Here is a 25,945-nt window from a genome sequence, read left to right as displayed (position 1 = left end):
ATCCTATTTGCGTTGGTCCATAGGGCATACCAATTTATGTAGATAATAAGTAGCGTAATGGATTTTTAAAAATGAAAATGTAAATTAAAGCTGTTTTGTGCTTATTTTTCCATCGTTAAAGTAAAACCCTATCTGCCCCTTTAGCAGTTGTTCGGCTTTTTTACCAAAAATTTCATAGCGCCAGCCATTCATAGCGGGAATATTTTTCTTTATTCCTCCATTGGCAATTTTTTCTAAATCATTAGATGTTGCAATAATTTTAGGGGCAATGCTGTTTTCGCTTGCAACAATTTTTAATAACACTTTAAGCAGATCGATAACAGCGACCGTCGTATCATTGAGTGGATTATGTTTAGGAATGGGGGGTAAAGTAGAAAGATCCACCTCTAAACCTTCGTGGACAGCTTTGATTAATGATTGAGCAATTGAGAGTTTATCCCAATTCTTATTAAGACTGCGCAATCGTTTTAATGCAGATTCATCTTTTGGTTGTTGGGTTGCTATTTCTATAAGACATTCATCTTTTATGATATGACGACGTGGCATATTGTATCTTCGTGCTTCACGTTCACGCCAAGCTGCTATCTTTTGTAATACAGCAAGTTCACGAGGCTTTTTAATTTGTCCTTTCACTTTTTTCCATGCTTCATCTTCTGGCATATCATAGGTTTTAGGATTTAAAAGGATTGTTAGTTCATCATCCATCCAGTGAGCACGTTGATTTTTTTCTAACCTTTTTTTCAATAACAGGTAAACATCTCTTAAATAGGTTACATCGGCAAGTGCATAAAGCAGTTGTTTTTCAGACAAAGGTCGGCAACTCCAGTCTGTAAAGCGGGAAGATTTATCAAGATGATGCCCCGTGCAACGTTGTACAATTTGATCATAGGAGATAGAATCACCAAACCCACAAATTGATCCTGCTATTTGCGTATCAAAGAGAGGGGAAGGAATAACACCTCCAAGATGATAAATTGTTTCAATATCTTGGCGCGCAGCATGAAAAACTTTTACAACTTTTTTATCGATCATAAGGTCAAAAAAAGGTTGTAAATCAATATCTGGTGCTATGGGATCAATCAAAACTGTGACATCTGGTGATGCGAGCTGGATTAAACACAGTTGAGGCCAAAAAGTTGTCTCGCGGATAAATTCAGTATCGACTGTTACAAAATCAGAGGTACGTAGAGCGTTAAGTGCAATTTCAAGATCTGTTGTTTGTGTAATAAGATTCATCATTTTATTATAATTCGATAAATTAAATTTGTCCTTTATTGACTTTATTTTTGAGTTTTTATTCTCATATCTTGACAAATGGTTATTAAAAAGCGTTTGTAGCGCATGTGAATATTATAATCAAAGGCAAAAAACATGCACCGTTATCGCAGTCATCATTGTGCGGCTCTTCGTAGATGTGATGTAGGAGCACAAGTCCGTCTTTCGGGATGGGTTCATCGTGTTCGTGATCATGGAGGAATTCTTTTTGTGGATTTACGTGATCATTTTGGAATTACACAAATTGTTGCTGATCCTGCTTCGCCGGCTTTTAAAGTTATTGAAAAAGTGCGTTCTGAATGGGTTATTCGTGTGGATGGAGAGGTATGTGCACGTTCTGATGAGGTTATTAATGCAACGCTTCCAACAGGTGAGATTGAAATTGTTGCACAAGAAGTAGAAATTCTTTCAAAATCTGATGAACTTCCTTTACCGGTTTTTGGTGAGCCTGATTATCCAGAAGATATTCGATTAAAATATCGTTTTCTTGATTTGCGTCGGGAGACTATGCACAAAAATATCATGCGTCGGACTGAAATTATTGCGGCTATGAGACGGGCTATGCAAAATAATGGTTTTACGGAATTTACGACGCCACTTTTGACAGCTTCATCGCCGGAAGGAGCACGTGATTTTTTGGTTCCAAGTCGTGTTCATCAGGGAAAATTTTATGCGCTACCGCAAGCACCACAGCAATATAAACAGTTGTTGATGATGTCAGGTTTTGATCGTTATTTTCAGATTGCTCCATGTTTTAGAGATGAAGATCCAAGGGCCGACCGTCTTCCTGGTGAATTTTATCAATTAGATGTTGAAATGAGTTTTGTTGAGCAAGAAGATGTTTTAGCAACTATGGAACCTATTATGCGTTCTATTTTTGAAGAATTTGCAGATGGAAAAACTGTGACACAGAGCTTTCCTCGCATTTCCTATGATGAAGCAATGCAAAAATATGGTTCTGATAAGCCTGATCTACGTAATCCGATCATTATGGAAGATGTTTCTCAACATTTTTATAATTCTGGTTTCAAAGTCTTTTCTCAAATTTTAGCGAATGATGAGAATGCACAAGTGTGGGCTATTCCGGCTAAAACGGGTGGAAGTCGTGCTTTTTGTGATCGTATGAATGTATGGGCACAAGGCGAGGGGCAACCAGGGCTCGGTTATATTTTTTGGCGTGAAGAAAAAGAAAAATTTGAAGGAGCAGGGCCTATCGCCAAAAATATTGGTGAACAGAGGACTGAAGCAATCCGTATACAGCTTGGACTTGAAAGTGGTGATGCTTGTTTTTTTGTGGCTGGAGATCCAAAAAAATTCGCATCTTTTGCTGGAGCAGCCCGTACACGGGTAGGGGAAGAATTAGATCTTCTCGATAGAGAGAGTTTCTCTTTGGCTTGGATTGTTGATTTTCCATTTTTTGAATGGAATGAAGATGAGAAAAAGATTGATTTTGCACATAATCCTTTTTCCATGCCTCAAGGGGGAGAAAATGCTCTTGCCTGTCAAGATCCTCTTACTCTTAAAGCTTTTCAATATGATCTTGTTTGCAATGGTTATGAAATTGCATCAGGTGGAATTCGTAATCACTTACCAGAAATGATGCTTAAAGTTTTTGAACTAGTAGGACTTTCTAAGGAAGTTGTGAAAGATCGTTTCGGTGGTCTTTATCGTGCATTCCATTATGGGGCTCCGCCACACGGTGGTATGGCTGCGGGAATTGACCGCATCATTATGCTGTTGCAAGGTGTTAAAAATTTGCGTGAAGTTGCTTTATTTCCTATGAATCAACAGGCACTTGATCTTTTGATGAGTGCTCCGTCTGATGTTTCTCCCACACAATTACGTGATTTAGGAATCCGTATGGCTCCTACTCACAAAAATAGCTCATAAAGTTGATTATGGATTGTTTTCATCTTTTTCTTATGTAGAGTGAAGTTTTGATGTCTCTCAAGAGCGTCATGTGTGTGTGCTGTTTGTGAAATTTAGATAGACAAAAACACCATTGTGTTGATTCTTTACGAGGCATTTTTATTCCTTGTTTTTATAATGCCCTCCCCCTTGTGATAGGTGAGAAAATGATTGTGATTGTTTTATCATGAATAAATTAGAAATAAGAGAATTCTATAAGTTTTGGGAGTCTCATTTTAGTTGAAAAAAATGAATTATCTTTATAAGTCAATATATTATTTATTTTTTGTTGAAGTTTTTACAATGTTGTAGCAGAGAATTGTGTCTCTTCGTTTTTATGAGAATAATACGGTTTTCTATTCTATGAACTTATTCTGAAAAGTTTAAATTTTATAAGCTTTGAATATTTTTTTAGTTTTTCATAGAAAAACTGAATGGGGTTGTTATACAATTTATCTTTATAATAAAAGATGATGTTTGAAAGGTGCTTTTGTCATTCCAAAAAGAGATGAAATAACTCTTTGTGAGCAGTTAAATTATTGTCGGATTTGACAAAGCTTTCAATAAATCACTTAGGACAAGGGGGAAGGACATGTATAAATTTTTCAAATTGATATAATTTTCTGTTCATGTTCTAATCGCGGCGTTTGTTTTTATGTAATTGACTTTTAATAAAAAAGTCGACTCATAGAAGATTTCATTAAATAAATCCTATAAAATAATTTCTTATTATTATGGGAATTGTTATTTTAATACTATGTCTGATAAAATGAATTTACTTTTTGATAAAGAACATATTGAACCAATAGAATTACGTTCTGCTTTACAGGAACGTTATTTGGCTTATGCACTTTCTACGATTACACACCGTGCATTGCCTGATGTACGTGATGGATTGAAGCCTGTCCACCGGCGGATTGTTCATGCGATGCGTCTTCTCAAACTAAATCCTGGACAGTCTTATGCGAAATGTGCGCGGATTGTCGGTGATGTCATGGGAAAATTTCATCCTCATGGGGATGCGTCTATTTATGATGCTTTGGTGCGCTTGGCTCAAAGTTTTGCTGTTCGTTATCCGTTGGTTGATGGGCAAGGCAATTTTGGTAATATTGATGGTGATAATGCTGCTGCCATGCGTTATACGGAAGCACGTATGACTGAAGTGGCTGCATTGTTACTTGAAGGAATTAATGAGAATGCTATTGATTTTCGTTTAACCTATAATGAAGAAGATGAAGAGCCTGTTGTTTTACCAGGAGCTTTCCCTAATCTTTTAGCAAATGGTTCTTCTGGTATTGCTGTTGGTATGGCAACATCTATTCCACCCCATAATGTTGCTGAGCTTTGTGATGCAGCGCTCCATTTGATTGCGCATCCCGATGTAAATGATGAGGAATTAAATCAATTCGTTCTTGGTCCTGATTTCCCGACAGGGGGAATTTTAGTTGAGCCTAAAAAAAGTATTGAGGAATCTTATCGTGTTGGGCGTGGATTCTTTCGTTTGCGTTCACGTTGGCATCAGGAATCGGGTAGCCGTGGTTCTTATGTGATTGTTGTGACTGAAATTCCTTATCAGATTCAAAAGTCACGTCTTATTGAAAAAACAGCAGAGTTATTGCTTGCACGGCGATTGCCAATGCTTGAGGATATCCAAGATGAATCAGCAGAAGATATCAGAATCGTGCTGGTTCCTAAAAATCGTACGGTTGATCCGGAGCTTCTTATGGAGTCTCTTTTTAAATTGACTGATTTTGAAGTAAGATTTCCCCTTAATCTGAATGTTTTGTCTTTGGGAAAAATACCCAATGTTCTCTCTTTGCGTGAGAGTTTACAGCAATGGCTCGAACATCGTCAAGAAGTCCTTATTCGTCGCTCTCATTATCGGCTTGATCAAATTGATTGTCGATTAGAAATTCTTCATGGATATCTTATTGCCTATTTAAATCTCGATGAGGTTATTCAGATTATTCGTGAAGAGGATGAACCTAAAAAGCAGCTGATTAGTCGTTTTGAATTAACAGAAAATCAAGCTGAAGCTATTCTTAATATGCGCTTGCGTTCTTTGCGTAAGCTTGAGGAATTTGAAATTCGTAAAGAATTTGAAAGTTTGAAAGCTGAAAAAGAAAAGCTACAGAATTTGTTGGCTTCTCCTATAAAACAATGGAAAATAATTTCAGAAGAAATCAAAAAAGTTCGAAATACTTTTGGTCCTGAAACACTCTTAGGGAAAAGACGTACGACATTTGAAGAGGCACCTAGACATGATCTTGATGATATTCAACAGGCAATGATCGAAAAAGAGCCGATTACTATTGTTATTTCTGAAAAGGGGTGGATGCGTGCTTTGAAGGGACATTTGAACGATTATAAAGCACTTTCTTTTAAAGAAGGAGACAGTTTAAAGTTAGCATTTCCAGCATTTACGACCGACAAGATTGTGCTGATAAGTACGGGGGGAAAGTTTTTTGCTATTGGTGCAAATAGTTTACCTGGAGGGCGGGGACATGGTGAACCTATTCGTCTTTTAGTTGATATGGATGATGAGCACGATGTTCTTACAGCTTTTGTGCATCACGCTGAGGAAAAATTGCTCTTGGTTTCATCTCACGGTAATGGTTTTATTGTTTCTTCTGCAGAAGTGATCGCCAATACACGAAAAGGAAAGCAAGTGATGAATGTGAAAGCTCCTGATAAGGTAAAGCTTTGTGTTCAAGTAAATGGTGATCATGTTGCGGTGGTTGGTGAGAACCGTAAAATGCTTATTTTTTCTATTGAACAAATACCAGAAATGAATCGCGGTAAAGGTGTTCGTTTACAGCGTTATAAAGAAGGTGGTGTTGTTGATGCCAAGACTTTTAATTTATCAGAAGGCTTAAGTTGGCAAGATACAGCTGAACGAATCTTTAACCGTCAGGCGGACGATCTCTTTGAATGGATGGGAATGCGTGCGGGAGTCGGGCGTTTGGTTCCAAGAGGATTTCCAAAATCAGGAAAATTTATTAATTAAATGTATTTTATAAATGGGAAAATTCCCTATGGTTTTATGATTGTGTAAGATATTAATTTATAAGGATAATTTATTATTTTTTATATTGAAAAAAACCTAAAGCGTGAGTTTTTTCTATTTCGATCTTGTTCAGGTTAAATCAATCAAAACTGTTTTTTAACATTACAGCATTTATGGGTGCTGTCGTGAAATGGTTTGATATTTTGAGAGCTGTATCTTTAAACAAACAGTGTGAATGTTTAACATAAGAGTGTTCTATTTGGAGATGTTTTATTTGTCTGATAGGTTTATCTCCTTATTGTTCAAGAGAGATGTTATTAATCTTTCGTCGTAATATTTATTCGTTAGGATTACTATGATATTGCCTAAAAAGATGACCACGTTCAGCCCATAAGACGAGAAGTATGGCAGTGAGACTCAGAAAGAAAAATCCTGCTGAGTTTGGGATAGTGGTTTCATCAAATTGTTGGGCAATAAAAAAGCTGAGTCCCGCACCGATAGATGTTTGAAGAAAGCCGGATACAGAAGAAGCTGTTCCAGCTATTTCTCCTACAGGTTCAAGAGCGAGTGTATTGAAATTGGCCATAATACCACCGCAGGCAAACATCAGTATACAGAATAACAGCATGTAAAAAGCAAAAGGAAGAATACCATCTGTTAAGATAGAGCCAACAAACCATACACATGAAGTGATACAAAAGAGCAAAAGCATAGTATGAGCAATACGCCGCATTCCAAGGCGTCCAACGAGTTGAGAGTTAAAGAATGATGATAGAGCTTGAAATGCAGCACCAACTGCAAAGGCAATAGGGAACCAAAGTCCTAGATTATAGATCCCTTCATACGTTTGTTGTGATGTATTAACGGCGGTAAAGATACAGCCTAAAATAATCGAAGTTGCTAGTGTATAGCAAAGTGTTGTGCGATTGGTTATTACAATCCATAAATTATGTTTGACTGAAGAAAAGGAAAGAGAGCGTTGCGCATAAAGAGTTTCCGGCAAGCGGAATTGAATCCAAATCATCAACCCGAAACCAATCATTGCCATGAAAATAAAAATATATTGCCAATGTCCGAGCAGTAAAATGATCTGTCCTGTTGCGGGACCAACCATTGGTGCAACAAGAAAAACCATCATAACAATAGACATAACTTCTGCCATTTTTCGACCACTGTAAAGATCACGTACGACGGAAACTGTAAGAACCCGCATAGCAGCTCCTCCAATACCTTGTAAGATACGCAAAATAAGTAAGAGAGAAAAATCAGTTACAAAGGCACAGCCAATCGCCGTAAATGAATAAAAAGCAAGACCAATAAGAATAAGTTTACGTCGTCCATACCTATCGCTTATTGGACCGAAAAATATTTGAGCAATACCATAGCTAATAAGATAACTCGAAATGATATAATGTTGATCATTTTCATTGAGAACATTTAAGCCATCTAAAATATTAGGCATAGCTGGCAGCATAATATCAACAGCTATAGCGTTAATAGCCATGAGCGAAGCAATAAGAATAACAAATTCTTTATAGCCAATTTTTTTTCTAATCGCATCACTATGCGTTTGTTCATCGACTGAATATGACATATGGCATCCTTGAAATAGAAATTTCGTCTGAAAACAGCTCTTTTTAAGAGTCTGAATAAAATGAAAGATACCTATGATTGATTACAGGGAATATTTTTTTCTTTCAAAAGTTCCTGTAACTCATTGTTTTGAAACATCTCTTTAACAATATCACAGCCTCCGACAAATTCACCCTTGATATACAGCTGTGGAATTGTTGGCCAATTTGAGTAATCTTTAATTCCTTGACGCAATTCGTTAGAAGTTAAGATATTAATTCCTTTATAATTCAATCCTAAATAGTCAAGGATTTGAACAACTTGTCCTGAAAACCCGCATTGCGGAGCGTCAGGTGTTCCTTTCATGAATAAAATGACGTCGTTTGTTTTAATCTCGTTGTCAATAAAATCATGAACAGTGGTCATTTTTATCCCTCGATATTTCAGATTTTTATAAGTGTGTAATTTATATTCATACTGTTTTTAATCGTATTAAATGAGTGAATGCAAGAAGAAATTTTAGATTATTTTGGGATATTTGTTTGCAACATTAAGGCGTGAAGGTCATTTCCCATATTGCCTTTAAGGGCATCATAGACCATTTTATGTTGTTGAATACGGGTTTTACCACGAAAACTTTCAGAAATAACTTCTGCAGCGTAATGTTCCCCATCTCCAGCAAGATCACGAATTGTTACAGTAGCATCAGGAATGCCTTCACGAATAAGCGTTTCAATTGCATGGGCACTCATTGCCATCATTATTCTCCTATGTTATTCATTTTTTATAAAGGCTGTTTAAGAGAAAAAAACAATTTTTACTCTTCACCCATAAATTGTGGAAACCAGTTTTCATAGGCTTTTGTGAGTTTGTCTACTGAAAGTGTTAATATCCCATCTATATTGAGAGAAGTTCCCTCAACTTGACCTAGCTCTGTTAAAGAAACTGTATTGATTTGTGCACGCTCTTTAAGACTATTGAGAGAGTGAGGTTTGACGGCTAAAAGATAACGTCCTTGGTCTTCTCCAAAAAGTTCTGCATGATGGGGTGATTTATTGCTTAACGTTACTTTGATTCCTTTACCTGCTTTAATCACCATTTCAGCAAGTGCTATCGCTAATCCTCCGTCAGAAAGGTCATGGGCGGCGTGAACAAAACCGCTATTAATGGCATCTCGAACAAATTGACCATGCTTTTTTTCAAGTTGTAAATCTACGGGGGGGGGGGTACCTGCATCAATATTTAAAATGTTACGTGCATAAATTGATTGTCCTAAATGGGAGCCGCAATTTCCTACTAAAACAAGAATATCTCCATTTTGCATACCACTTATTGTTACCATTTTAGACCAATCATTAAGAAGGCCTACACCAGCAATTGTGGGGGTTGGAAGAATGGCTTCCCCATTTGTTTCGTTGTAAAGAGAAACATTGCCTGAAACGATAGGAAAATCGAGGATTCTACAAGCTTCTCCTATACCTTTAATAGCTAAAACCAGCTGTCCCATAATTTCAGGTTTTTCAGGGTTACCAAAATTGAGATTATCTGTCGCAGCCAGTGGTGTTGCACCTGTCGTACTAATGTTTCGCCAGCATTCTGCGACAGCTTGTTTTCCTCCTTCATAAGGGTCTGCTTCACAATAGCGAGGTGTTACATCAGAAGAAAAAGCAAGAGCACGTTTGCTGTTGTTTCCTACACGGATAACGCCTGCATCACCTCCTGGACAAACAAGGCTATTTCCTTGGATAAGGGTATCATATTGTTCATAAACCCATCGCCGTGAACTTTGATCAGCAGAATTCAATAAGGTCAAAAGCGCATCACCAAGATTTTCAACTTTTTTGACGTCTTCTGCTTTCAAGGGTGTTTTTTTTGCCGGTTCACTCCAAGGACGATCATAAACAGGCGCTTCATCACCAAGCTCTTTGATGGGAAGATTGACAACTTCTTCTCCTTGATGAAATACACGAAAACGTAAATCATCGGTTGTTTTTCCAATGATAGAAAAATGCAGCCCCCACTTATGAAAAATTGCTTCTGCTTGCTTTTCTAGTTCTGGTTTAAGAACCATGAGCATACGCTCTTGACTTTCAGAAAGCATCATTTCATAAGCTGTCATGTTTTCTTCTCGAACAGGAACTGTATCGAGATTAAGCTGTATCCCTAGATTTCCTTTTGCACCCATTTCAACGGCAGAAGAGGTGAGTCCTGCTGCCCCCATATCTTGAATAGCAACTACGGCTCCAAGTTCCATGAGCTCTAAACATGCTTCAAGGAGACATTTTTCTGTAAAAGGATCACCTACTTGAACAGTTGGGCGTTTTTCACTGATTGAATCATCAAATTCAGCAGAAGCCATTGTTGCTCCACCGACACCATCACGTCCTGTTTTTGCACCAAGATAAACAACAGGGAGTCCAATACCTTGCGCTTTAGAATAAAAAAGGGCATTTGTCTTTGCAATACCGGCGACAAAAGCGTTAACAAGGATATTGCCATTATAACGCTCATCAAAATTTACTTCTCCACCAATAGTTGGAACGCCGAAAGCATTGCTGTAACCACCAATTCCAGAAACAACACCAGAAACAAGATGGCGTGTTCGTGGGTGGTCAGGAGCACCAAATCGCAATGCATTCATAGCAGCAACAGGACGGGCTCCCATTGTAAAGACATCACGTAAAATACCACCAACACCTGTCGCTGCACCTTGATAAGGTTCAATATAAGAAGGGTGGTTATGGCTTTCCATTTTGAAAACAACACATTGCCCTTCGCCAATATCGACAACACCAGCATTTTCACCAGGTCCTTGGATGACACATTTTCCTTCTGTCGGAAGAGTCTTTAGCCATTTTTTAGATGATTTATAGGAACAATGTTCGTTCCACATTGCAGAAAAAATTCCTAGTTCAGTAAATGTTGGTTCTCTATCGATTAACGTCAGGATACGTTGATATTCATCCTCTTTTAGCCCGTGTTGTGCAATGAGTTCTGGTGTAATAATGATGTTATTGCAAGGCTTCATGAGTATTTATCCGTTAAATTAATCGAAATTTAGCATTTTTATTTTTTTAATCTAGTAGCTTATATTATAAGCAATAATGTCGTTTAATAATAAATAGTTATAGATATTAATCTGAAGTTTTTGTTCGTTTGTTTGGTGGGATTTAAGACTAAAATGGTCTTAAATACTTATGTGTTTAGAAAATAATATCCATTGTTGTTTGTGAAGAGCTTTGTTCATAGATTTACGATGCGAGGAATAGTATAGATCCTTGTTTTTGACAATCATGGAGCGCGAGTATTTTTGCAACATCATCCATTTACCAACTCTAAAGCACTTTGAAAAAGTAAACGACCGTCAATACCTCCGTGGGCGGGTTCAATAAAGTTTTCAGGATGAGGCATCATACCAAGAATATTACCAGCTTTATTAACAATACCAGCAATATCTTTCATTGATCCGTTCGGGTTTGTATTTTCTGCATAGCGAAAAACAATTTGTTCATTGTCTTCCATTTGCTTTAATGTTTCACTATCAACAAAATAATTTCCATCGTGATGGGCAACAGGACAACGAATAATTTGTCCTTGAGAATAATATCGAGAAAATTTCGTCTTGGCGTTAACGACTTCAAGTTTGATTTCACGACAAACAAATTTTAAAGAAGCGTTACGCATTAAAGTTCCAGGTAATAATCCTGCTTCCAACAAAATTTGAAATCCATTACAGATACCTATTATTGTAGTACCTTCTTGTGCTTTTTCACGAATGGCTTTTAAGATGGGAGTTCGCGCTCCAATAGCACCACATCTTAAGTAGTCGCCATAGGAAAAACCACCAGGAATAATAATAACATCTACATCTGGAATTGTTGTTTCTGTTTGCCAAATTTTTAGTGGCTCAACTCCCGTTATATGGTGTAATGCTGCAACCATATCTCGATCACGATTTAATCCAGGAAGTTGAATGATGGCAGTTTTCATGAGTGTTCCACTTAAAAAAGTTCGATTGTATAATTTTCAATGACAGTATTTGCGAGTAACTCTTCACACATTTGTTCAAGTTTTTTCTTTGCGGTTTCAGAAGGTAGATCATCAAGAACAATATCAAAAACCTTTCCTTGACGAATGGATTGAATGCCTTCGAAAGCTAAACTTTTTAAAGCACCGACAATTGCTTCTCCTTGTGGATCAAGAACGCTTTCTCTTAAAGTAACCGTAATGCGTGCTTTCATTTTTTGCTTCCTGCTTGTTAAAAGAACCTCTCCTTTGAAGAGGGGTACTTATATAAGGTGATGTTTTTTTGCCCTGTTTTTACTTTACGAGAACGGGACCACTTGGTCGTGTTGGTTCGTTTTCATTCATAATACCAAGGCGTTTGGCAACTTCTTGATAGGCATTAATAAGCCCACCCATATCACGACGAAAACGGTCTTTATCCATTTTTTCTTGTGTGTGCATATCCCATAGTCGTGCAGAATCAGGTGAGATTTCATCAGCAAGAACAATACGCATCGTTTCATCTTCCCACAGGCGACCAAATTCCATTTTAAAATCAATTAATTGGATGTTAACACCGGCAAAAAGCCCAGAAAGAAAATCATTAACACGAATTGAAAGTTGCATGATATCTTCTAGCTCTTGTGGGACAGCCCACCCAAAAGCTGTGATATGTTCTTCCGTTACCATAGGATCATCGAGAGAATCATTTTTATAGTAGAACTCAATGATGGCTTGCGGAAGCGGGGTTCCTTCTTCCAGTCCTAAACGCTTAGCAAGAGAGCCGGCAGCAACATTGCGAACAACAACTTCCAACGGAATGATTTCCACTGCTTTAATAAGCTGTTCGCGCATGTTTATACGTTTGATAAAATGTGTTGGGATGCCCAAACGCCCAAGATGGCTAAAGATATGTTCCGAAATTCGGTTGTTTAAAACCCCTTTTCCGTCGATAATCTCATGTTTTTTTGCATTAAAGGCAGTTGCATCATCTTTAAAAAATTGAATATAAGTTCCTGGTTCAGGTCCTTCATATAAAATTTTAGCCTTGCCTTCATAGATACGGTGGCGACGATTCATCATGATTCTCTATTTATCTTGAGAGGTTTTAATAACATTAGTGAATGATACTATCCTAATTGATAGAATTTCTCAATGATATTGCTATGATACTTTTATAATTTTTGTCATTACACGTCTACCCAAAGGTGAAGATACATAAGTGATGAGAAAGAAGATTGCCTCTCTTTGATCAAATTTTTGCAAGAAAGTGAGAGAGGACCATAAGCCCTTCAGGCCAAGGTCCGTGTCCGGATTCTGCGTTAATATGGCCAGAATACCCAGCATCAACAAAGAGTGATCCCCAATCATTGGCAATTTTTTCTGCTACTGAAAATTGACAAAACTCATCGTTGCGACTGGCTATGACAATAGAAGGAAAAGGCAGTTTTTGACGATGATAGGGGCCAAATGTCATTAAATGTTTGGGACGTATTTTCTCATTGGAGACATCTGGAGGTGCAACAAAGAAAGCGCCGCAAATTTTTTCTGTATTTTGTACCGTTGCATGAATAGCGCTGGGAACTCCTAATGAATGAGCAATAAGCATAACAGGCCTTTGAGCTTTTGCGATGGCAGTTTTAATTTTGTTAACCCACTCTTCACAAACAGGCTTTGACCAATGGAGTTGTTCAATGCGGCGGGCTGTCGACAATTTTTTTTCCCAGCGTGTTTGCCAATGATCTGGACCAGATCCTTTGTAGCCAGGAACAATAAGAATATCGAGTTGATTTGCTTTCATGAATTGTTTTCTTTGTTACAATAGATTTTTGATCATAGGTAGAATAGATTTGGGTTTCCTATGTCGCCTTTATTGTTCTTCAAAAACACGTTTAAAAATCGTATTGATATGTTTGGTGTGGTAAGAAAGATCAAATTTTTCACGAAGTTCTTCTTCACTTAAAGCTTTGGTAACATCTTTGTCGTTGAGGAGTTCTTCTAAGAAATCTTTTCCTTGTTCCCAAACTTTCATCGCATTTCGTTGTACAATCCGATAAGAATCTTCACGACTGATTCCTGCTTGCGTGAGTGCTAAAAGCACCCGTTGTGAGTGAACAAGACCGCGGAATTTATTGAGATTTTTTTGCATATTTTCTGGATAGACAATGAGATTTTCAATGACAGATGTGAGGCGAGAAAGAGCAAAATCAAGTGTAATAGTCGCATCTGGAGCAATATAACGCTCAACAGATGAATGAGAAATATCGCGTTCATGCCAAAGTGCAACATTTTCCATGGCTGGGAGTGCAAATGCACGTACCATGCGGGCTAATCCAGTTAAATTTTCTGTTAAAACTGGATTACGTTTATGAGGCATTGCCGATGAACCTTTTTGCCCAGGTGAGAAATGTTCCTCTGCTTCAAGAACTTCTGTTCGTTGTAAATGGCGTATTTCTATTGCTAACCTTTCAATAGAGGAAGCAATAACACCAAGTGTTGCAAAAAACATAGCATGACGATCTCTTGGTATTACTTGAGTGGAAACCGGTTCAGCACGCATCCTCAAGGCTTTTGCTACATGTTCTTCAACGCGGGGATCGATATTTGCAAAAGTTCCTACAGCTCCTGAAATTGCGCAAGTAGAAATTTCTTCTCGTGCTGCAAGAAGACGTTTGCGACAACGGGAAAATTCAGCGTATGCGAGAGCAAACTTGATTCCAAATGTTGTCGGTTCAGCATGAATGCCGTGACTCCGCCCAATGGTGATTGTCTCTTTATGCTCAAAAGCACGTCTTTTTAATGCTTCAAGAAGTTGATCTATATCCTCTAGCAAAATATCACTAGCACGCATCAATTGAATGTTTAGCGTTGTATCTAGAACATCAGATGATGTCATGCCTTGGTGGATAAAACGTGCCTCTGGTCCAATGAATTCAGCTAGGTGGGTCAGAAATGCGATAACATCATGTTTGGTAATTGCTTCAATTTCATCAATGCGATTGATATCAAATTTAGCTACTGCCCCTTTTTCCCAAATGACTTTGGCGGCTTCTTTCGGAATAATCCCTAAGTGAGCAAGGGCATCACAGGCATGGGCTTCAATTTCAAACCAAATACGATATTTTGTTTCTGGAGACCAAATTGCTACCATTGCAGGGCGGGAATAACGTGCGATCATTATTTTTTTCCTTCTTGTGAGAGGATTGCGGCTTGGCGCAATGCATTAATACGTGTTTTGTAAAGCTCTTTATTTCCGTTTTTATAAATTGCAGAGCCTGCGACAAATACATTTGCACCAGCTTTTGCAGCTATCCCAATTGTATCAACGGTGATACCACCATCAACTTCAAGATCAATAGGGCGGTTTGCAATCATGCTTTTAACGCGCTTAATTTTATCTTTTATTTCTGGAATAAAACTTTGTCCACCAAAACCGGGATTAACCGTCATGATGAGAATGAGATCTAATTGATCAAGCAAATATTCAAGTACATGTTCAGGGGTGCTTGGATTGAGTGCAATTCCTGCTTTTTTTCCCATTTTTTTTATTGTTTGTAATGAACGATGAAGATGTGGACTTGCTTCAGCATGAATGGTTATAATATCTGAACCCGCTTTTGCAAAAGCTTCCAAATAAGGGTCTACCGGTGCGATCATCAGGTGGACATCAAATGTTGCTTTGGTTAATGGGCGCAGAGCCTTGACTATTTCAGGACCAAAGGTGATGTTAGGAACAAAGTGTCCATCCATGATATCAAGATGAAGCCAATCTGCACCAGCATCAACAACATCTAACATTTCTTGTCCAAGTTTAGAAAAATCAGAAGCCAAGAGTGAAGGCGAAATGAGATGAGAATGGGGCATTAAAATCTCCTTGATTGGCTGTTTTTATCATATCGCTGTGTATACACAAATATCTTTTGTGTTATGACGGAAAAGAAAAAATATGTATTATAGGTCTTTGTTATGGAAAGATCGCTTGAAATTTTAAAGCTTTATAAGTGAAAGATATGTCGAATCATAAAACATATTTGATGCCTGAACTTCAACATAATATTGCGGTTTCTTCCCAAGAATATCGAGATGCCATGAGTCTTTTTGCAGGAGCTGTGCATATTGTGACAACAAATGGCATTAAGGGAAGACGCGGGGTGACTGTTTCGGCGTGTTGTTCTTTATCTGATAATCCTCCAACCCTTCTTGTTTGTCTCATGCGCCATAATTTAAAGAATCAGGTGTTTATGGAGAATGGAAATTTTTGTGTTAATAGCTTGGCAGGAAAACATCGTTCATTAGCGGATGTTTTTTCGAGGTGTTGCACTCTTACACAAAATGAGCGTTTTGATGCTGCTCAATGGGGAGTTTTGCAAACGGGGGCGCCTAGTCTTTCAGACGCTCTAGCGTCGTTTGATTGTCGTTTGATTTGTTGGCACGAGCACGCAACCCATTGTGTTTTGATTGGTGAGGTTGTTGCAATCAACTGTAATAAAGAAAAAGATGCTTTGATGTATTTAAAACGTGAATATCACACTTTGCCTTTATAAAGATTTTATTTTTTTGCATTGCTGAAATGATTTATTGTTGCTTCATTTAGATTTTAAACGATGAGAAAGCAGGGGAGTGATGACTCTGATATCTGATATTAGATTTCCTTCTTTTTGAAGTTTCTCAGTAAGCAAGAAAAATGTTCTGGATGAGATTTGATCAAGAATCCAATCTACATAGAAAAGCGATCAAATCTAAACAGTGTATTTAGACATATTTGTAGATTGTTATGAAAAAACATTTTACTCTTGTGTTGATGGGTATTGCACAATATATAGACCGCACATAGCATATGTGGAGGTTTTTTATTGCATGAGCGAAGAGATTGATGGTCAATATCGCCCTAGTGAAGATGAGCCTTTTATGAATGAGCGGCAAAAGGCGTATTTTCGTGCTAAATTGGTTTCTTGGAAGAATGATATATTAAAAGAATCTCGTGAGACTTTGGAAAATTTGCAGGAAGAGAATGTTGGTCAACCTGATTTGACTGATAGGGCTTCTTGTGAAACTGATCGTACAATCGAATTACGTGCGCGGGATCGTCAGAGGAAACTTATTTCAAAAATAGATGCTGCTTTAGAGCGCATTGATAATGGGACATATGGCTTTTGTGAAGAAACCGGCGAACCCATTAGTATAAAGCGTCTTGAGGCTCGGCCAATAGCCGTTTTGTCATTGGAAGCGCAAGAACGTCACGAACGACGTGAAAGAGTTTATCGCGATGATTAAGGTCATTGAAATGATAAACAAACAAAACTCGTGGTGATAAAATTGTATATTTTTATTTTTGAGGGGTAGGAATGAATAAAGATGGTTCTTGCCGCCCCTCAATTTCGGCGGTAATTGCTGAATCTTTTACCGCTTGATTCGTAAAAGGAGAGGGATTTTTATCCGGTATATCGTTTCTTTCTGTAGGGGCGGAATTTGGATGTGTGAGCGTTTCTCCCTTTTGTATTTTTGATGTACCGGTAATATCGGATTCTACAACCACATCTGTTAATCCACCAATAAGGAGCAAATGTTCTTTATTATCGCAACGGACTAAAACAAGGCGGCGTGCTCGATCTATAGAAATTACTTCACATAATGCTAATCGTGATAGACTTTTTTTTCTATTAATGCTGAATCTTCTCGTACTTAAACGACGTAAAAACAAGATAATTATGGTAATAGCAACGATTGTTATTATAAAAAACAAAAAGCTTATCGTTATTTTCGCAGCAGATACACCTATTTGCTCTGATAACCAGATATACATAGATTTTCTCCCATTTTTGTGTGAAAATATCGTTTTTTATCGAGATAAATTTATAAACACACCCTTAAAAGGTTCACTTAAATACAAGAAATAAACTTTTTAACATTAAGTGAGCTTTCTTAGAGATAATATCATAGTATATACTTTATAACAATGAATATAAAGGAAGTTTTGTGATATAAGAAACAACTAAATCTAAGGCAATGAGAGATGGATAAAGGTTTTGATAATAATAAAAGATCAGCGTCTTCTGTTCATCGAAGAGTTGTGATTTTTAGTGTTGTTTTTATATTAGTTTCTCTTTTCATTGTGGGTATTTTAGGTTTTTTTTATCCACAAAGCTATTTGCAAAAGGCTATATTGATATCTTTTTTGATTCTAGCAATTATCGGCGTTGCAACACTTGTTTTGTGTGGAATGGGAATTTTAAGATACCATGTGTGGTTGCATGAAGATTTTGATTTTAGCATCTTTAATGGGAGCGATGATGCAATTGTAATCTCTGACCTTTCTGGTTTTGTTTATTATTCTAATCAAAACTATCGAAAAATTCTGACCTATAAGCCTGAAGTGTCTTGTTATATGGTTATTGCTGATCTTCCAGGAGCTGGCGCACTTTCGTATCGCTTAAAGGTTGCAGCCTGTAATAATCTTGCAGCGCAAGAGGAATTAAGAGTAGAACAACCAATTTTTACCGATGCTACACCAAAAAAATCTGTTTGGTATAATATTTCTGTTCAACCTATCACAAAACAGAAAAAAAAGCTTTTATTTTGGCGTATTGCTGATATTTCGCATTTACAACAAACGCGAGAAGTTTTTTTCTCGAACCTTCAAGAGGCTATCAATCACTTGGATCAAGCTCCTATTGGTTTTGTATCAGTTAATACACAAGGAACTATTCTTTATGCTAATGCGGTTTTTGCCGAATGGTTTTCAATTGATTTAGCGAGTTTCTCAATTGGTCAATATAATTTTGATTCGTTATTTGATAGCGTTGGCGCTAAGAGCTCATGGAGTGATATCTGTTTGCAAACCAACAGATATCAAAGTTCAGGTTACTCATTACCTTATAAGTTTTCGTTATGTTTAAATTCACAAGCGACTTGTGAGAAAATATTCCATTGTCTTATCTCTGTTTCTTCTCTCTTAGAAGAGGAAGCCGTTTATCGCATTGTGATCATTCCACAACAAATACAAAAAGAAGAGGACGATCAATTAAAATTACCCACTATATTAGGAGAATATTTTGATGCGAGTCCTTTTGCAATAGCCGTGGTGGATCATGAAGGGCAATTGGTTCATATGAATAAAGCTTTTTCATCACTCACGGGATGTGTGGACAAAGCAGTCAATTTTTATGATGTTATTTCTCGTCGTGATTGTGTGCAGTTAGAGCGTTCTTTTCAGAGAATTGCGACAAATAAAAATTATTTTGTTTCTCTAGAAACTGTTTTGGAAAAAAATGAAGAATGCCATTTACGGCTTCATATTATGTCTGTACCGCCCTATCATGGTGATGCATTGCAAGATTTACTTATTGTCTCTGTGATTGAAACAACCGAACAAAAAACGCTTGAAGATAAAATGATGCAAAGTCAGAAAATGCAAGCTGTTGGACAATTGGCTGGCGGCATTGCTCATGATTTTAATAATGTTTTAACAGCAATTTTAATGTCGTGTGATCTTCTTTTAAATACGCATCGTAGTTCTGATCCTGCTCATGCTGATCTGATCAATATTAAAAATAATGCTAATCGTGCAGCTGCTCTTGTACAGCAATTATTAGCTTTTTCTAGAAAGCAAACACTTCGACCTGAAGAAGTTGATTTTACTGAATTTTTATCGGATATTCGCAATCTTATTGTACCACTCTTGGGAAATAATATTCAGTTAAAAATTATCCATGGAAGAGATTTGTGGAGTGTTGAAGTTGATCAAGCATCTTTTCAGCGTGTTATTATGAATTTGGTTATTAATGCGCGTGATGCCATGTTAGATGGAGGTATTGTTACGATTGCGACAAACAATATTACAAAGCAACAAAGTGCTGAATTTAATCATCTTGGTTTAGTAATTGGTGAGTATGTGCAATTGACTATTTCAGATACAGGGGCTGGTATATCTGCTGCTATACAAGAAAAAATGTTTGAGCCATTTTTTACAACAAAAGAAGTTGGAAAAGGAACAGGCCTTGGTTTATCAATGGTTTATGGAATTATCAAGCAGAGCGGTGGGTACATTTATTGTGAAAGTAAAGAAGGTGAAGGAGCAACATTTCATATTTTTCTTCCCCGTTATATCCCCAATATAAAAGGAGAAATTTCTCAAAAGATTGAAAAAGATGAAGAAAAAGATAAAAATATAGACTTAACAGGATTTGCGACTGTTTTATTGGTTGAAGATGAAGATGCGGTTAGAATGGGGGGGGTAAGAGCTCTTCAAATGAGAGGATATACGGTTTTAGAGGCAGCGAGTGGGGTGGAGGCACTCTCTATTCTTGAGGAACAAAAAGGAGCTGTTGATATTATTGTTTCCGACGTAGTGATGCCAGAAATGGATGGGCCCACTTTATTGAAGGAAGTACGTAAAAACTATCCTGATATCAAATTTCTTTTCGTTTCTGGATATGCAAAAGATGCTTTTGCTAAAAATCTTCCACAAGATGCTGTTTTTGGTTTTTTATCTAAACCTTTTACACTCAAACAGTTAGCTCTAACAGTTAAAGAAACACTTTCATCATGAGGCAAAAATTTATGCAATAGAAAAATTGCGTATTTAAGATTTTTTAGGCGAAATATGAGAGTATTTTAATAAATAGGGCTTGTGATCTTGTGATAATGTCATAGAACTGAATAAAAAAGAAGAATTTGAAAAATTAACTAAAATTCAAAAAAATCACACATTCTGCGCAAAAATTTATGAAGAGATAGACTTTATTATGTTAATATTTCATAGAGATTTTTAATTATAGACACTGAGCACAAATTATGTGTAAAACATTGAAAAATGCTAATTAATAGATTGTTGATACACTCAAAAAGATAAAAGCTGTTGCTGCGTATCTACCATTTTGCTCTTCCCTTCAATAAATGCTTTTAAGGCTTCGGGGTAGAGTTTATGCTCTGCTTTAAGAACTCTTTGTGCTAAGCTCTCAGCAGTATCATGGGGATAGACTGGAACGGCTGCTTGGGCAAGGATTTTTCCTGCATCCATGTCTTCTGTAACAAGGTGAACAGTGCAACCCGTGATTTTTACGCCTGCTTGTAAAGCTTTTTCATGTGTGTTTAAGCCTTTAAATGAAGGCAAAAGAGAAGGATGAATGTTTAAAATTCGTCCTTCGTAAAGTTTTACAAAACGTGGTGAGATAAGGCGCATATATCCTGCAAAGCAGAGAAAATCCGGTTTATATTGATCTAAAATCGTAAAAATACTTTCTTCATGCTCTTCTTTTGTTTTGTAAATTTTGCGATCAACAATATGAATAGGTAAGTTATGGTTTTGTGCCTTTTCAATACCATTTGCACGCGGATTATCGCAAATAACTGCGACGATTTCAGCAGGATATTCCTTTTGCTGACTAGCTTGAGCAAGGGCGACCATATTGGATCCATTACCAGAAATGAAAACGACGATTTGTTTTTTCATAAATGCAGTACCCCTTTATAAAGTATTCCTTTATTTTGATCTTGGCGTTTTGTTAAAATGCCAAGGGGAGTTACACTCTCTCCTTTTCTTTCAAGAGCTTGCGTAATTGTTTCAGCTGCATGCTGTGCTACGATAATGATCATGCCAATACCACAATTGAATGTTCTTAACATTTCTGCTTCTTCTATTTTACCTTGTTTGGCAATCCATGAAAATACTGCTGGAACATTGATGGTAGAAAGATTAATTTCAGCGCAGAGAGAAGATGGAACAACACGTGGAATATTTTCAGGAAAGCCTCCACCCGTAATATGAGCAAGAGCTTTAATCCCTTCGTATTTTTGCATGATGGGAAGAAGCGATTTTACATAAATGCGTGTTGGGGTAAGAAGTGCTATACCAAGGCTGTTTTCGGGGGCAAAAGGGGCAGGGTCATTCCATTTGAGATCATGTTGCTGGATGATTCGTCGAACAAGCGAAAAGCCATTGGAATGAATTCCAGAGGCGCTTAGACCTAATATAATATCACCTTCTGTTAAATCTTTTGAAGGGAGTAGTTTGCTGCGTTCGCATGCTCCTACAGCAAAACCGGCTAGATCATAATCTCCCTCTGCATACATTCCTGGCATTTCTGCAGTTTCTCCTCCAATAAGAGCAGCACCGGCTTGTTTACATCCTTCGGCAATACCAGAAACAATTGTAGCACCTTGTTCTGGGTCAAGCTTTCCAGTTGCAAAATAATCCAGAAAAAAGAGAGGTTCAGCCCCTTGTACGAGTAAATCATTGACACACATAGCTACAAGATCAATACCTACAGTGTTATGGTGACCTACTTCAATGGCAATTTTTAATTTTGTTCCCACACCATCATTGGCTGCTACTAGGATAGGATCTGTAAAGCCAGCTGCTTTTAAATCAAAAAGACCACCAAAACCGCCAATTTCTGCATCTGCTCCGGCTCGTTTTGTCGCGCGTATAAAGGGTTTAATTTTTTCTACCATGGCATTACCCATATCGATGTTTACACCGGCTTTTGCGTAGGTAAGACCAACTTTGGATTTATTATTTGTAAGATCTTGATTGCTCATTGGAGCCTTCCTTTAATGGAAAATCAGGTTTTGACATTATGCAATGCCATGATAGAGTTCTCTCTGCAAGAGATATTGATAAGAAAATAAGCAACTTTTCTTGTACCTTATTTAGAAGATGTTTATAATTTTTTGTGAAGAATTTTTTAGGATATTTTATGAGCAAGATATCAGATAATCACGGTCAGTCTTCTTGGCAACTTATGAGAAAGAAAGTGGGTGAGAATACATCTCGTGATCGTTATAAGACTTATGTGCCAGCGTATACTCAATTACCGTTGCCGAATAATATGAAAAGGCAAATCTTTTTTTGGCTTAGTACGCTGATTTTTTTCGTTCTTTTTATGTTTGTTTTTGGATCGATTTTGCTTCCTTTTGTGGCAGGGATTGTGTTGGCTTATTTTCTCAATCCTATTGTTCAATTACTTGAAAGATTTGGTATTCGCCGTGTGTTTGGGACTGTCCTCATTACCTTATTTATTGTTATTACCTTTGTTGCTGCTTTAGTTATTTTGATTCCTGTTATTAGTTGGCAAATACAGCAATTTATGAGTGATGGTTTACCTGTTTATATTAATCGTATTCAAACCTTTTTTGTTGAGCATGATTTTGATTGGATAAGGCGCTATTTTGGAAGTGATCCAAATGAATTACGGAATAATATTAAAGGATTTTTGGGAGAAGGTTCTGATTTTATTACGTCTCTTTTGAATTCACTTTTAAAGTCAGGAAAATCTATCGTTAATATCGTTAGCCTATTTGTTGTGGCACCTGTGGTGGCATTTTATATGTTATTAGATTGGCCGCGTATGGTAACAGCAATTGATTCGTTAATACCGCGTGATCATCTTGAAACCGTTCGGAGTATTTTTCATGAAATGGATAGAGCTATTGCAGGCTTTGTTCGTGGACAAGGAACAGTTTGTCTTATATTGGGAGGCTATTATGCTATTGGTTTAACGATTGCAGGACTCAATTTTGGTCTTTTGATTGGTATGTTTATTGGTCTTATTAGCTTTGTTCCTTATATCGGCACAATGAGTGGTTTGGTCCTTTCTGTTGGTATTGCATGGGTCCAGTTTTATCCCAATAATTGGGGAGGAATCATCGTTGTGATGGCACTTTTTTTAATTGGTCAATTTATTGAAGGTTATATTCTTCAACCCAAGCTTGTAGGTTCATCAGTGGGATTACATCCCGTATGGTTGATGTTTTCACTTTTTGCTTTTTCTTCACTCTTTGGTTTTACTGGTATGCTTGTTGCTGTTCCTGCGGCGGCGGCTGTTGGCGTTTTAGTTCGTTTTGCTCTTCATACTTATCTTAGTTCTCAGATGTATTCGCGAAGGGGAAATTCGGAGCCGCTAAAATGAATGGGCGTGAAACGCAATTATCTTTAAATTTTCCTTATGATCCGATTTTTCAATTTGAGGATTTAGTGGTAACGGAAAGCAATCGTATGGCTTTTCAGCTTATTGATCATTGGCCCAATTGGAGCTTACCTATTGCAGTTTTGGTTGGAAAAGAAGGATCTGGGAAAACGCATTTTTCTAATATATGGCTCCAAAAAGCAGATGCTTTCAGGATTCAGCACAATGAAATTGATCAGGCTGTTACTATGGCTTCTTTAGGCAGATCATTTTTAATAGAGGATATTGGTGCAGGTGAAATTAATGAGACAGAACTTTTTCATTTAATTAACAGTATTAAGCAAGCAAATCTTGATGCACGACAAGCTACTTTATTGATGACGGCACGAACACTTCCTTCCGCTTGGAATTTAAAGTTAAATGATCTAAAAAGTCGTCTTAATTCGGTGATGTTCGTTGAAATTAATCAGCCTGATGATGCATTATTAACAGCTGTTGCATTTAAGCTTTTTTCCGATAGGCAACTTATTGTACATCCAGACACGGTTTATTATCTTGTAAGTCGTTGTGAACGTTCTTTATTTTCATTGAAGCGTGTTATTGATTCTGTTGATCAGTTGGCATTACAAAGAAAAAGAAAAATAACACGTGCTGTTATTGCTGAAGTTTTGAATAGAAGAAATCCGTAAATACTCCCTATCATGGCTTACTTATTCTGTCCTTCTATTATCGTTTCAATATGTGGCAAGACAAGTCATTTAAATTTTCTTCTTTTTTGATATCTGTTAAGAGTGAAAAATAGTATTTTTTACTTTAGTCATGTGTTTATCTTAAATAGCTTTGAGATTTTATTGTATGATGTTGAATTCTTTCCATCTTTGCATTTGAAAATTTTTCTAAAAAAGCGCTTTATTTTATTTATAATGGAACTTTCGTGCTTTGAAAAAATGTTTGTTGTTTATGGATTTGGATTTTAGAAGATTCTAGGATTTTTAATAAAAGAGTTCTTTGCAAGATAGAAAAAGAGGGGAAAAAGCTTAATACAGCTGATTTTTTGGCTTGTGTTCTCTTTTGGAAAGTTTTTCTATGATATTTAAGTCGTTTTTTTCTAAAATTGTATCTGTAGAATGCGTTTTGATACAGTGAGAGTTTGCTTAAAGCAGGATGAAAATTATGAAATCCTTACAGAGAAATTCATTATTTTTTTAATATAGATTGGATTCTTTACGGAGGTTGTTTTCTATTATTTGTCAATAAATATGTTATTGAGTAGGGAAAAAATTTTTAAAACGTGCTTTTTTGTAAAGAAATGCAACAAAATTAAAAAAAAGTGTGTTTTTCTCTTGCACTTCTGTTGTGAAAATTTTAGGAAATGTGCATCAAGTAAATGTAAATGGCGGAGCGTAGCGCAGCCTGGTAGCGCACCTGATTTGGGATCAGGGGGTCGTAGGTTCGAATCCTATCGCTCCGACCATATTTGATTAAGTGTGTGAGAATGACCCAATTGGGTACGTGTGGTGGAAAACTATCATTCAAGCGTTGTGTAATCTGAAGGAAAAAGGCATGATCGCACGTATTTATAGTCCTGCTAAGACAGCTATGCAGTCAGGTAAGGGGAATACAGGTTTTTGGATTCTAGAGTATGAGCCGGTGAAAGCAAAAATGCTTGAACCTCTTATGGGGTACACGGCAACGTCTGATATGAATAATCAGGTAAGGATCAGATTTAATAGGAAGGAAGAAGCGATTGCTTTTGCGCGTAAGAATGCTATCTCTTACCGTGTAGAAAAGAAACGTACGTCGATTCGACGTGCTATTTCTTATTCTGATAATTTTCGCAGTGATCGGCAGCACTCTTGGACACATTGAATTAAAGATGCTATTTTGAATTGAGAAAATAATCAGTTGGGTCCCGTAGCTCAGCTGGATAGAGCAACGGCCTTCTAAGCCGTGGGTCACAGGTTCGAATCCTGTCGGGATCACCATCCAGTTTTTACCCATGTATAACGTATTTATTCTTTGTAATCTTTTTTAAGGTTCGGGAACATTAACAAAAGTTCGGGAATAGGATTTTCCAACATACCGTTACAAAGCTCATCTTTTTCCTCCAACATTCTCTAATAATTTTTTGAATTCTTTGAAATCCACTGCTTCAAATGGGCGAAGACATTCTCTATCGCCTCCATGAGACGAGTAAAATTAAGAAATCATTTTCTAAAGAATTTCGCGCGTCTCAGAGTATGTTTAGAGTCGGATATTTGGTTTTTGTGTA

The 25,945-nt window shown here is 37.0% G+C and carries 22 protein-coding genes and 2 tRNA genes; 10 read left to right on the top strand and 14 right to left on the bottom strand.

Annotation, left to right across the window (positions count from 1 at the left end; all coding sequences use genetic code 11):
- Nucleotides 1-84: 84 nt before the first annotated feature.
- Nucleotides 85-1,239, bottom strand: coding sequence for a ribonuclease D (gene rnd, locus ACFIKQ_RS05860; protein ID WP_375644736.1), 1,155 nt, complete (start codon nt 1,237-1,239; stop codon nt 85-87).
- A 132-nt stretch (nt 1,240-1,371) separates the two neighbouring features.
- On the opposite strand from rnd, the gene aspS reads away from it, so the two are divergent.
- The gene (gene aspS, locus ACFIKQ_RS05855; protein ID WP_375656127.1) at nt 1,372-3,165 is read left to right on the top strand and encodes an aspartate--tRNA ligase; all 1,794 of its coding nucleotides are present in this window, start codon (nt 1,372-1,374) and stop codon (nt 3,163-3,165) included.
- A gap of 775 nt (nt 3,166-3,940) precedes the next feature.
- Nucleotides 3,941-6,190 carry a DNA topoisomerase IV subunit A gene (gene parC, locus ACFIKQ_RS05850; RefSeq protein WP_375656126.1) on the top strand — a complete coding sequence of 750 codons (2,250 nt, stop codon included), beginning with the start codon at nt 3,941-3,943 and terminating at the stop codon, nt 6,188-6,190.
- A gap of 337 nt (nt 6,191-6,527) precedes the next feature.
- Here parC and ACFIKQ_RS05845 read toward each other — a convergent pair whose 3' ends face one another.
- The 10 genes from ACFIKQ_RS05845 to rpe all read right to left on the bottom strand — a co-directional run bounded on the left by ACFIKQ_RS05845 (nt 6,528) and on the right by rpe (nt 15,631).
- On the bottom strand, nt 6,528-7,784 hold the full coding sequence (locus ACFIKQ_RS05845) for a multidrug effflux MFS transporter (RefSeq protein ID WP_375635906.1): 1,257 nt from the start codon (nt 7,782-7,784) through the stop codon (nt 6,528-6,530).
- Between the two features lie 71 nt (nt 7,785-7,855).
- A complete protein-coding gene (grxD, locus tag ACFIKQ_RS05840) occupies nt 7,856-8,188 on the bottom strand; it encodes a Grx4 family monothiol glutaredoxin (protein WP_015856495.1) in 333 nt (110 codons plus the stop codon).
- A gap of 98 nt (nt 8,189-8,286) precedes the next feature.
- On the bottom strand, nt 8,287-8,520 hold the full coding sequence (locus tag ACFIKQ_RS05835; RefSeq protein WP_375635930.1) for a BolA/IbaG family iron-sulfur metabolism protein: 234 nt from the start codon (nt 8,518-8,520) through the stop codon (nt 8,287-8,289).
- A gap of 59 nt (nt 8,521-8,579) precedes the next feature.
- A complete protein-coding gene (purL, locus tag ACFIKQ_RS05830) occupies nt 8,580-10,790 on the bottom strand; it encodes a phosphoribosylformylglycinamidine synthase subunit PurL (RefSeq protein WP_375635907.1) in 2,211 nt (736 codons plus the stop codon).
- A gap of 290 nt (nt 10,791-11,080) precedes the next feature.
- Nucleotides 11,081-11,752 (bottom strand): phosphoribosylformylglycinamidine synthase subunit PurQ, encoded by a 672-nt coding sequence (gene purQ / locus ACFIKQ_RS05825; protein WP_273788188.1) that lies wholly within the window; start codon nt 11,750-11,752, stop codon nt 11,081-11,083.
- Nucleotides 11,753-11,763: 11 nt separating this feature from the next.
- Nucleotides 11,764-12,003 carry a phosphoribosylformylglycinamidine synthase subunit PurS gene (gene purS / locus ACFIKQ_RS05820; protein ID WP_375623949.1) on the bottom strand — a complete coding sequence of 80 codons (240 nt, stop codon included), beginning with the start codon at nt 12,001-12,003 and terminating at the stop codon, nt 11,764-11,766.
- Nucleotides 12,004-12,082: 79 nt separating this feature from the next.
- Complete coding sequence (gene purC, locus ACFIKQ_RS05815) at nt 12,083-12,847, bottom strand: phosphoribosylaminoimidazolesuccinocarboxamide synthase (RefSeq protein ID WP_375635931.1); 765 nt, start codon at nt 12,845-12,847, stop codon at nt 12,083-12,085.
- Between the two features lie 172 nt (nt 12,848-13,019).
- Nucleotides 13,020-13,568 carry an RBBP9/YdeN family alpha/beta hydrolase gene (locus ACFIKQ_RS05810; RefSeq protein ID WP_375635908.1) on the bottom strand — a complete coding sequence of 183 codons (549 nt, stop codon included), beginning with the start codon at nt 13,566-13,568 and terminating at the stop codon, nt 13,020-13,022.
- Between the two features lie 69 nt (nt 13,569-13,637).
- A complete protein-coding gene (purB, locus tag ACFIKQ_RS05805; RefSeq protein ID WP_015856489.1) occupies nt 13,638-14,945 on the bottom strand; it encodes an adenylosuccinate lyase in 1,308 nt (435 codons plus the stop codon).
- Nucleotides 14,945-15,631: a ribulose-phosphate 3-epimerase gene (gene rpe, locus ACFIKQ_RS05800; RefSeq protein ID WP_375644732.1), complete on the bottom strand. Its 687-nt coding sequence runs from the start codon at nt 15,629-15,631 to the stop codon at nt 14,945-14,947. The genes purB and rpe overlap by 1 nt, the downstream gene beginning before the upstream one ends.
- Nucleotides 15,632-15,777: 146 nt before the next feature.
- On the opposite strand from rpe, the gene ACFIKQ_RS05795 reads away from it, so the two are divergent.
- Together ACFIKQ_RS05795 and dksA are read left to right on the top strand one after the other, a co-directional pair.
- Nucleotides 15,778-16,311, top strand: coding sequence for a flavin reductase (locus ACFIKQ_RS05795; protein WP_026500725.1), 534 nt, complete (start codon nt 15,778-15,780; stop codon nt 16,309-16,311).
- Nucleotides 16,312-16,624: 313 nt separating this feature from the next.
- Nucleotides 16,625-17,041, top strand: a complete 417-nt coding sequence (gene dksA, locus ACFIKQ_RS05790; RefSeq protein WP_375635910.1) for an RNA polymerase-binding protein DksA — start codon at nt 16,625-16,627, stop codon at nt 17,039-17,041.
- Nucleotides 17,042-17,093: 52 nt separating this feature from the next.
- On the opposite strand, the gene ACFIKQ_RS05785 is transcribed toward dksA, so the two are convergent.
- Nucleotides 17,094-17,570 carry a flagellar biosynthetic protein FliO gene (locus ACFIKQ_RS05785; protein WP_015856485.1) on the bottom strand — a complete coding sequence of 159 codons (477 nt, stop codon included), beginning with the start codon at nt 17,568-17,570 and terminating at the stop codon, nt 17,094-17,096.
- A gap of 210 nt (nt 17,571-17,780) precedes the next feature.
- On the opposite strand from ACFIKQ_RS05785, the gene ACFIKQ_RS05780 reads away from it, so the two are divergent.
- Nucleotides 17,781-20,315, top strand: a complete 2,535-nt coding sequence (locus ACFIKQ_RS05780) for a response regulator (protein WP_375656125.1) — start codon at nt 17,781-17,783, stop codon at nt 20,313-20,315.
- 291 nt (nt 20,316-20,606) lie between these two features.
- On the opposite strand, the gene purN is transcribed toward ACFIKQ_RS05780, so the two are convergent.
- Nucleotides 20,607-21,218 carry a phosphoribosylglycinamide formyltransferase gene (gene purN, locus ACFIKQ_RS05775; RefSeq protein ID WP_375635912.1) on the bottom strand — a complete coding sequence of 204 codons (612 nt, stop codon included), beginning with the start codon at nt 21,216-21,218 and terminating at the stop codon, nt 20,607-20,609.
- Nucleotides 21,215-22,306, bottom strand: coding sequence for a phosphoribosylformylglycinamidine cyclo-ligase (gene purM, locus ACFIKQ_RS05770; protein WP_375647547.1), 1,092 nt, complete (start codon nt 22,304-22,306; stop codon nt 21,215-21,217). The genes purN and purM overlap by 4 nt, the downstream gene beginning before the upstream one ends.
- Nucleotides 22,307-22,464: 158 nt before the next feature.
- On the opposite strand from purM, the gene ACFIKQ_RS05765 reads away from it, so the two are divergent.
- The 5 genes from ACFIKQ_RS05765 (at nt 22,465) to ACFIKQ_RS05745 (ending at nt 25,658) form a co-directional block, all read left to right on the top strand.
- A complete protein-coding gene (locus ACFIKQ_RS05765) occupies nt 22,465-23,676 on the top strand; it encodes an AI-2E family transporter (protein ID WP_015856481.1) in 1,212 nt (403 codons plus the stop codon).
- Nucleotides 23,673-24,362, top strand: coding sequence for a DnaA regulatory inactivator HdaA (gene hdaA, locus ACFIKQ_RS05760; protein WP_026500728.1), 690 nt, complete (start codon nt 23,673-23,675; stop codon nt 24,360-24,362). Before ACFIKQ_RS05765 ends, hdaA begins: the two co-directional genes overlap by 4 nt.
- Before the next feature lie 708 nt (nt 24,363-25,070).
- A tRNA-Pro gene (locus ACFIKQ_RS05755) sits at nt 25,071-25,147 on the top strand.
- Nucleotides 25,148-25,236: 89 nt separating this feature from the next.
- Nucleotides 25,237-25,542 carry an ETC complex I subunit gene (locus tag ACFIKQ_RS05750; RefSeq protein ID WP_015856479.1) on the top strand — a complete coding sequence of 102 codons (306 nt, stop codon included), beginning with the start codon at nt 25,237-25,239 and terminating at the stop codon, nt 25,540-25,542.
- Between the two features lie 39 nt (nt 25,543-25,581).
- Nucleotides 25,582-25,658 (top strand) — tRNA-Arg (locus ACFIKQ_RS05745).
- Nucleotides 25,659-25,945: the final 287 nt, after the last annotated feature.

The organism is Bartonella sp. MR63HLJHH, from assembly GCF_042194155.1.
GTDB lineage: Bacteria > Pseudomonadota > Alphaproteobacteria > Rhizobiales > Rhizobiaceae > Bartonella > Bartonella grahamii.
Note: the sequence above shows the minus strand (reverse complement) of the source record. Positions and strands in the feature narration are given on the sequence as shown.

Bases quoted from the DNA above. Each gene is read 5' to 3' on its own strand.
- purQ (WP_273788188.1), bottom strand. From the start codon at position 11,752: ATGAAAACTGCCATCATTCAACTTCCTGGATTAAATCGTGATCGAGAT.
- ACFIKQ_RS05765 (WP_015856481.1), top strand. From the start codon at position 22,465: ATGAGCAAGATATCAGATAATCACGGTCAGTCTTCTTGGCAACTTATG.
- aspS (WP_375656127.1), top strand. From the start codon at position 1,372: ATGCACCGTTATCGCAGTCATCATTGTGCGGCTCTTCGTAGATGTGAT.
- parC (WP_375656126.1), top strand. From the start codon at position 3,941: ATGTCTGATAAAATGAATTTACTTTTTGATAAAGAACATATTGAACCA.
- purL (WP_375635907.1), bottom strand. From the start codon at position 10,790: ATGAAGCCTTGCAATAACATCATTATTACACCAGAACTCATTGCACAA.
- ACFIKQ_RS05845 (WP_375635906.1), bottom strand. From the start codon at position 7,784: ATGTCATATTCAGTCGATGAACAAACGCATAGTGATGCGATTAGAAAA.
- hdaA (WP_026500728.1), top strand. From the start codon at position 23,673: ATGAATGGGCGTGAAACGCAATTATCTTTAAATTTTCCTTATGATCCG.
- grxD (WP_015856495.1), bottom strand. From the start codon at position 8,188: ATGACCACTGTTCATGATTTTATTGACAACGAGATTAAAACAAACGAC.
- purM (WP_375647547.1), bottom strand. From the start codon at position 22,306: ATGAGCAATCAAGATCTTACAAATAATAAATCCAAAGTTGGTCTTACC.
- purN (WP_375635912.1), bottom strand. From the start codon at position 21,218: ATGAAAAAACAAATCGTCGTTTTCATTTCTGGTAATGGATCCAATATG.
- purS (WP_375623949.1), bottom strand. From the start codon at position 12,003: ATGAAAGCACGCATTACGGTTACTTTAAGAGAAAGCGTTCTTGATCCA.
- ACFIKQ_RS05835 (WP_375635930.1), bottom strand. From the start codon at position 8,520: ATGGCAATGAGTGCCCATGCAATTGAAACGCTTATTCGTGAAGGCATT.
- ACFIKQ_RS05810 (WP_375635908.1), bottom strand. From the start codon at position 13,568: ATGAAAGCAAATCAACTCGATATTCTTATTGTTCCTGGCTACAAAGGA.
- ACFIKQ_RS05750 (WP_015856479.1), top strand. From the start codon at position 25,237: ATGATCGCACGTATTTATAGTCCTGCTAAGACAGCTATGCAGTCAGGT.
- purB (WP_015856489.1), bottom strand. From the start codon at position 14,945: ATGATCGCACGTTATTCCCGCCCTGCAATGGTAGCAATTTGGTCTCCA.
- rpe (WP_375644732.1), bottom strand. From the start codon at position 15,631: ATGCCCCATTCTCATCTCATTTCGCCTTCACTCTTGGCTTCTGATTTT.
- ACFIKQ_RS05780 (WP_375656125.1), top strand. From the start codon at position 17,781: ATGGATAAAGGTTTTGATAATAATAAAAGATCAGCGTCTTCTGTTCAT.
- ACFIKQ_RS05795 (WP_026500725.1), top strand. From the start codon at position 15,778: ATGTCGAATCATAAAACATATTTGATGCCTGAACTTCAACATAATATT.
- ACFIKQ_RS05785 (WP_015856485.1), bottom strand. From the start codon at position 17,570: ATGTATATCTGGTTATCAGAGCAAATAGGTGTATCTGCTGCGAAAATA.
- dksA (WP_375635910.1), top strand. From the start codon at position 16,625: ATGAGCGAAGAGATTGATGGTCAATATCGCCCTAGTGAAGATGAGCCT.
- purC (WP_375635931.1), bottom strand. From the start codon at position 12,847: ATGAATCGTCGCCACCGTATCTATGAAGGCAAGGCTAAAATTTTATAT.
- rnd (WP_375644736.1), bottom strand. From the start codon at position 1,239: ATGATGAATCTTATTACACAAACAACAGATCTTGAAATTGCACTTAAC.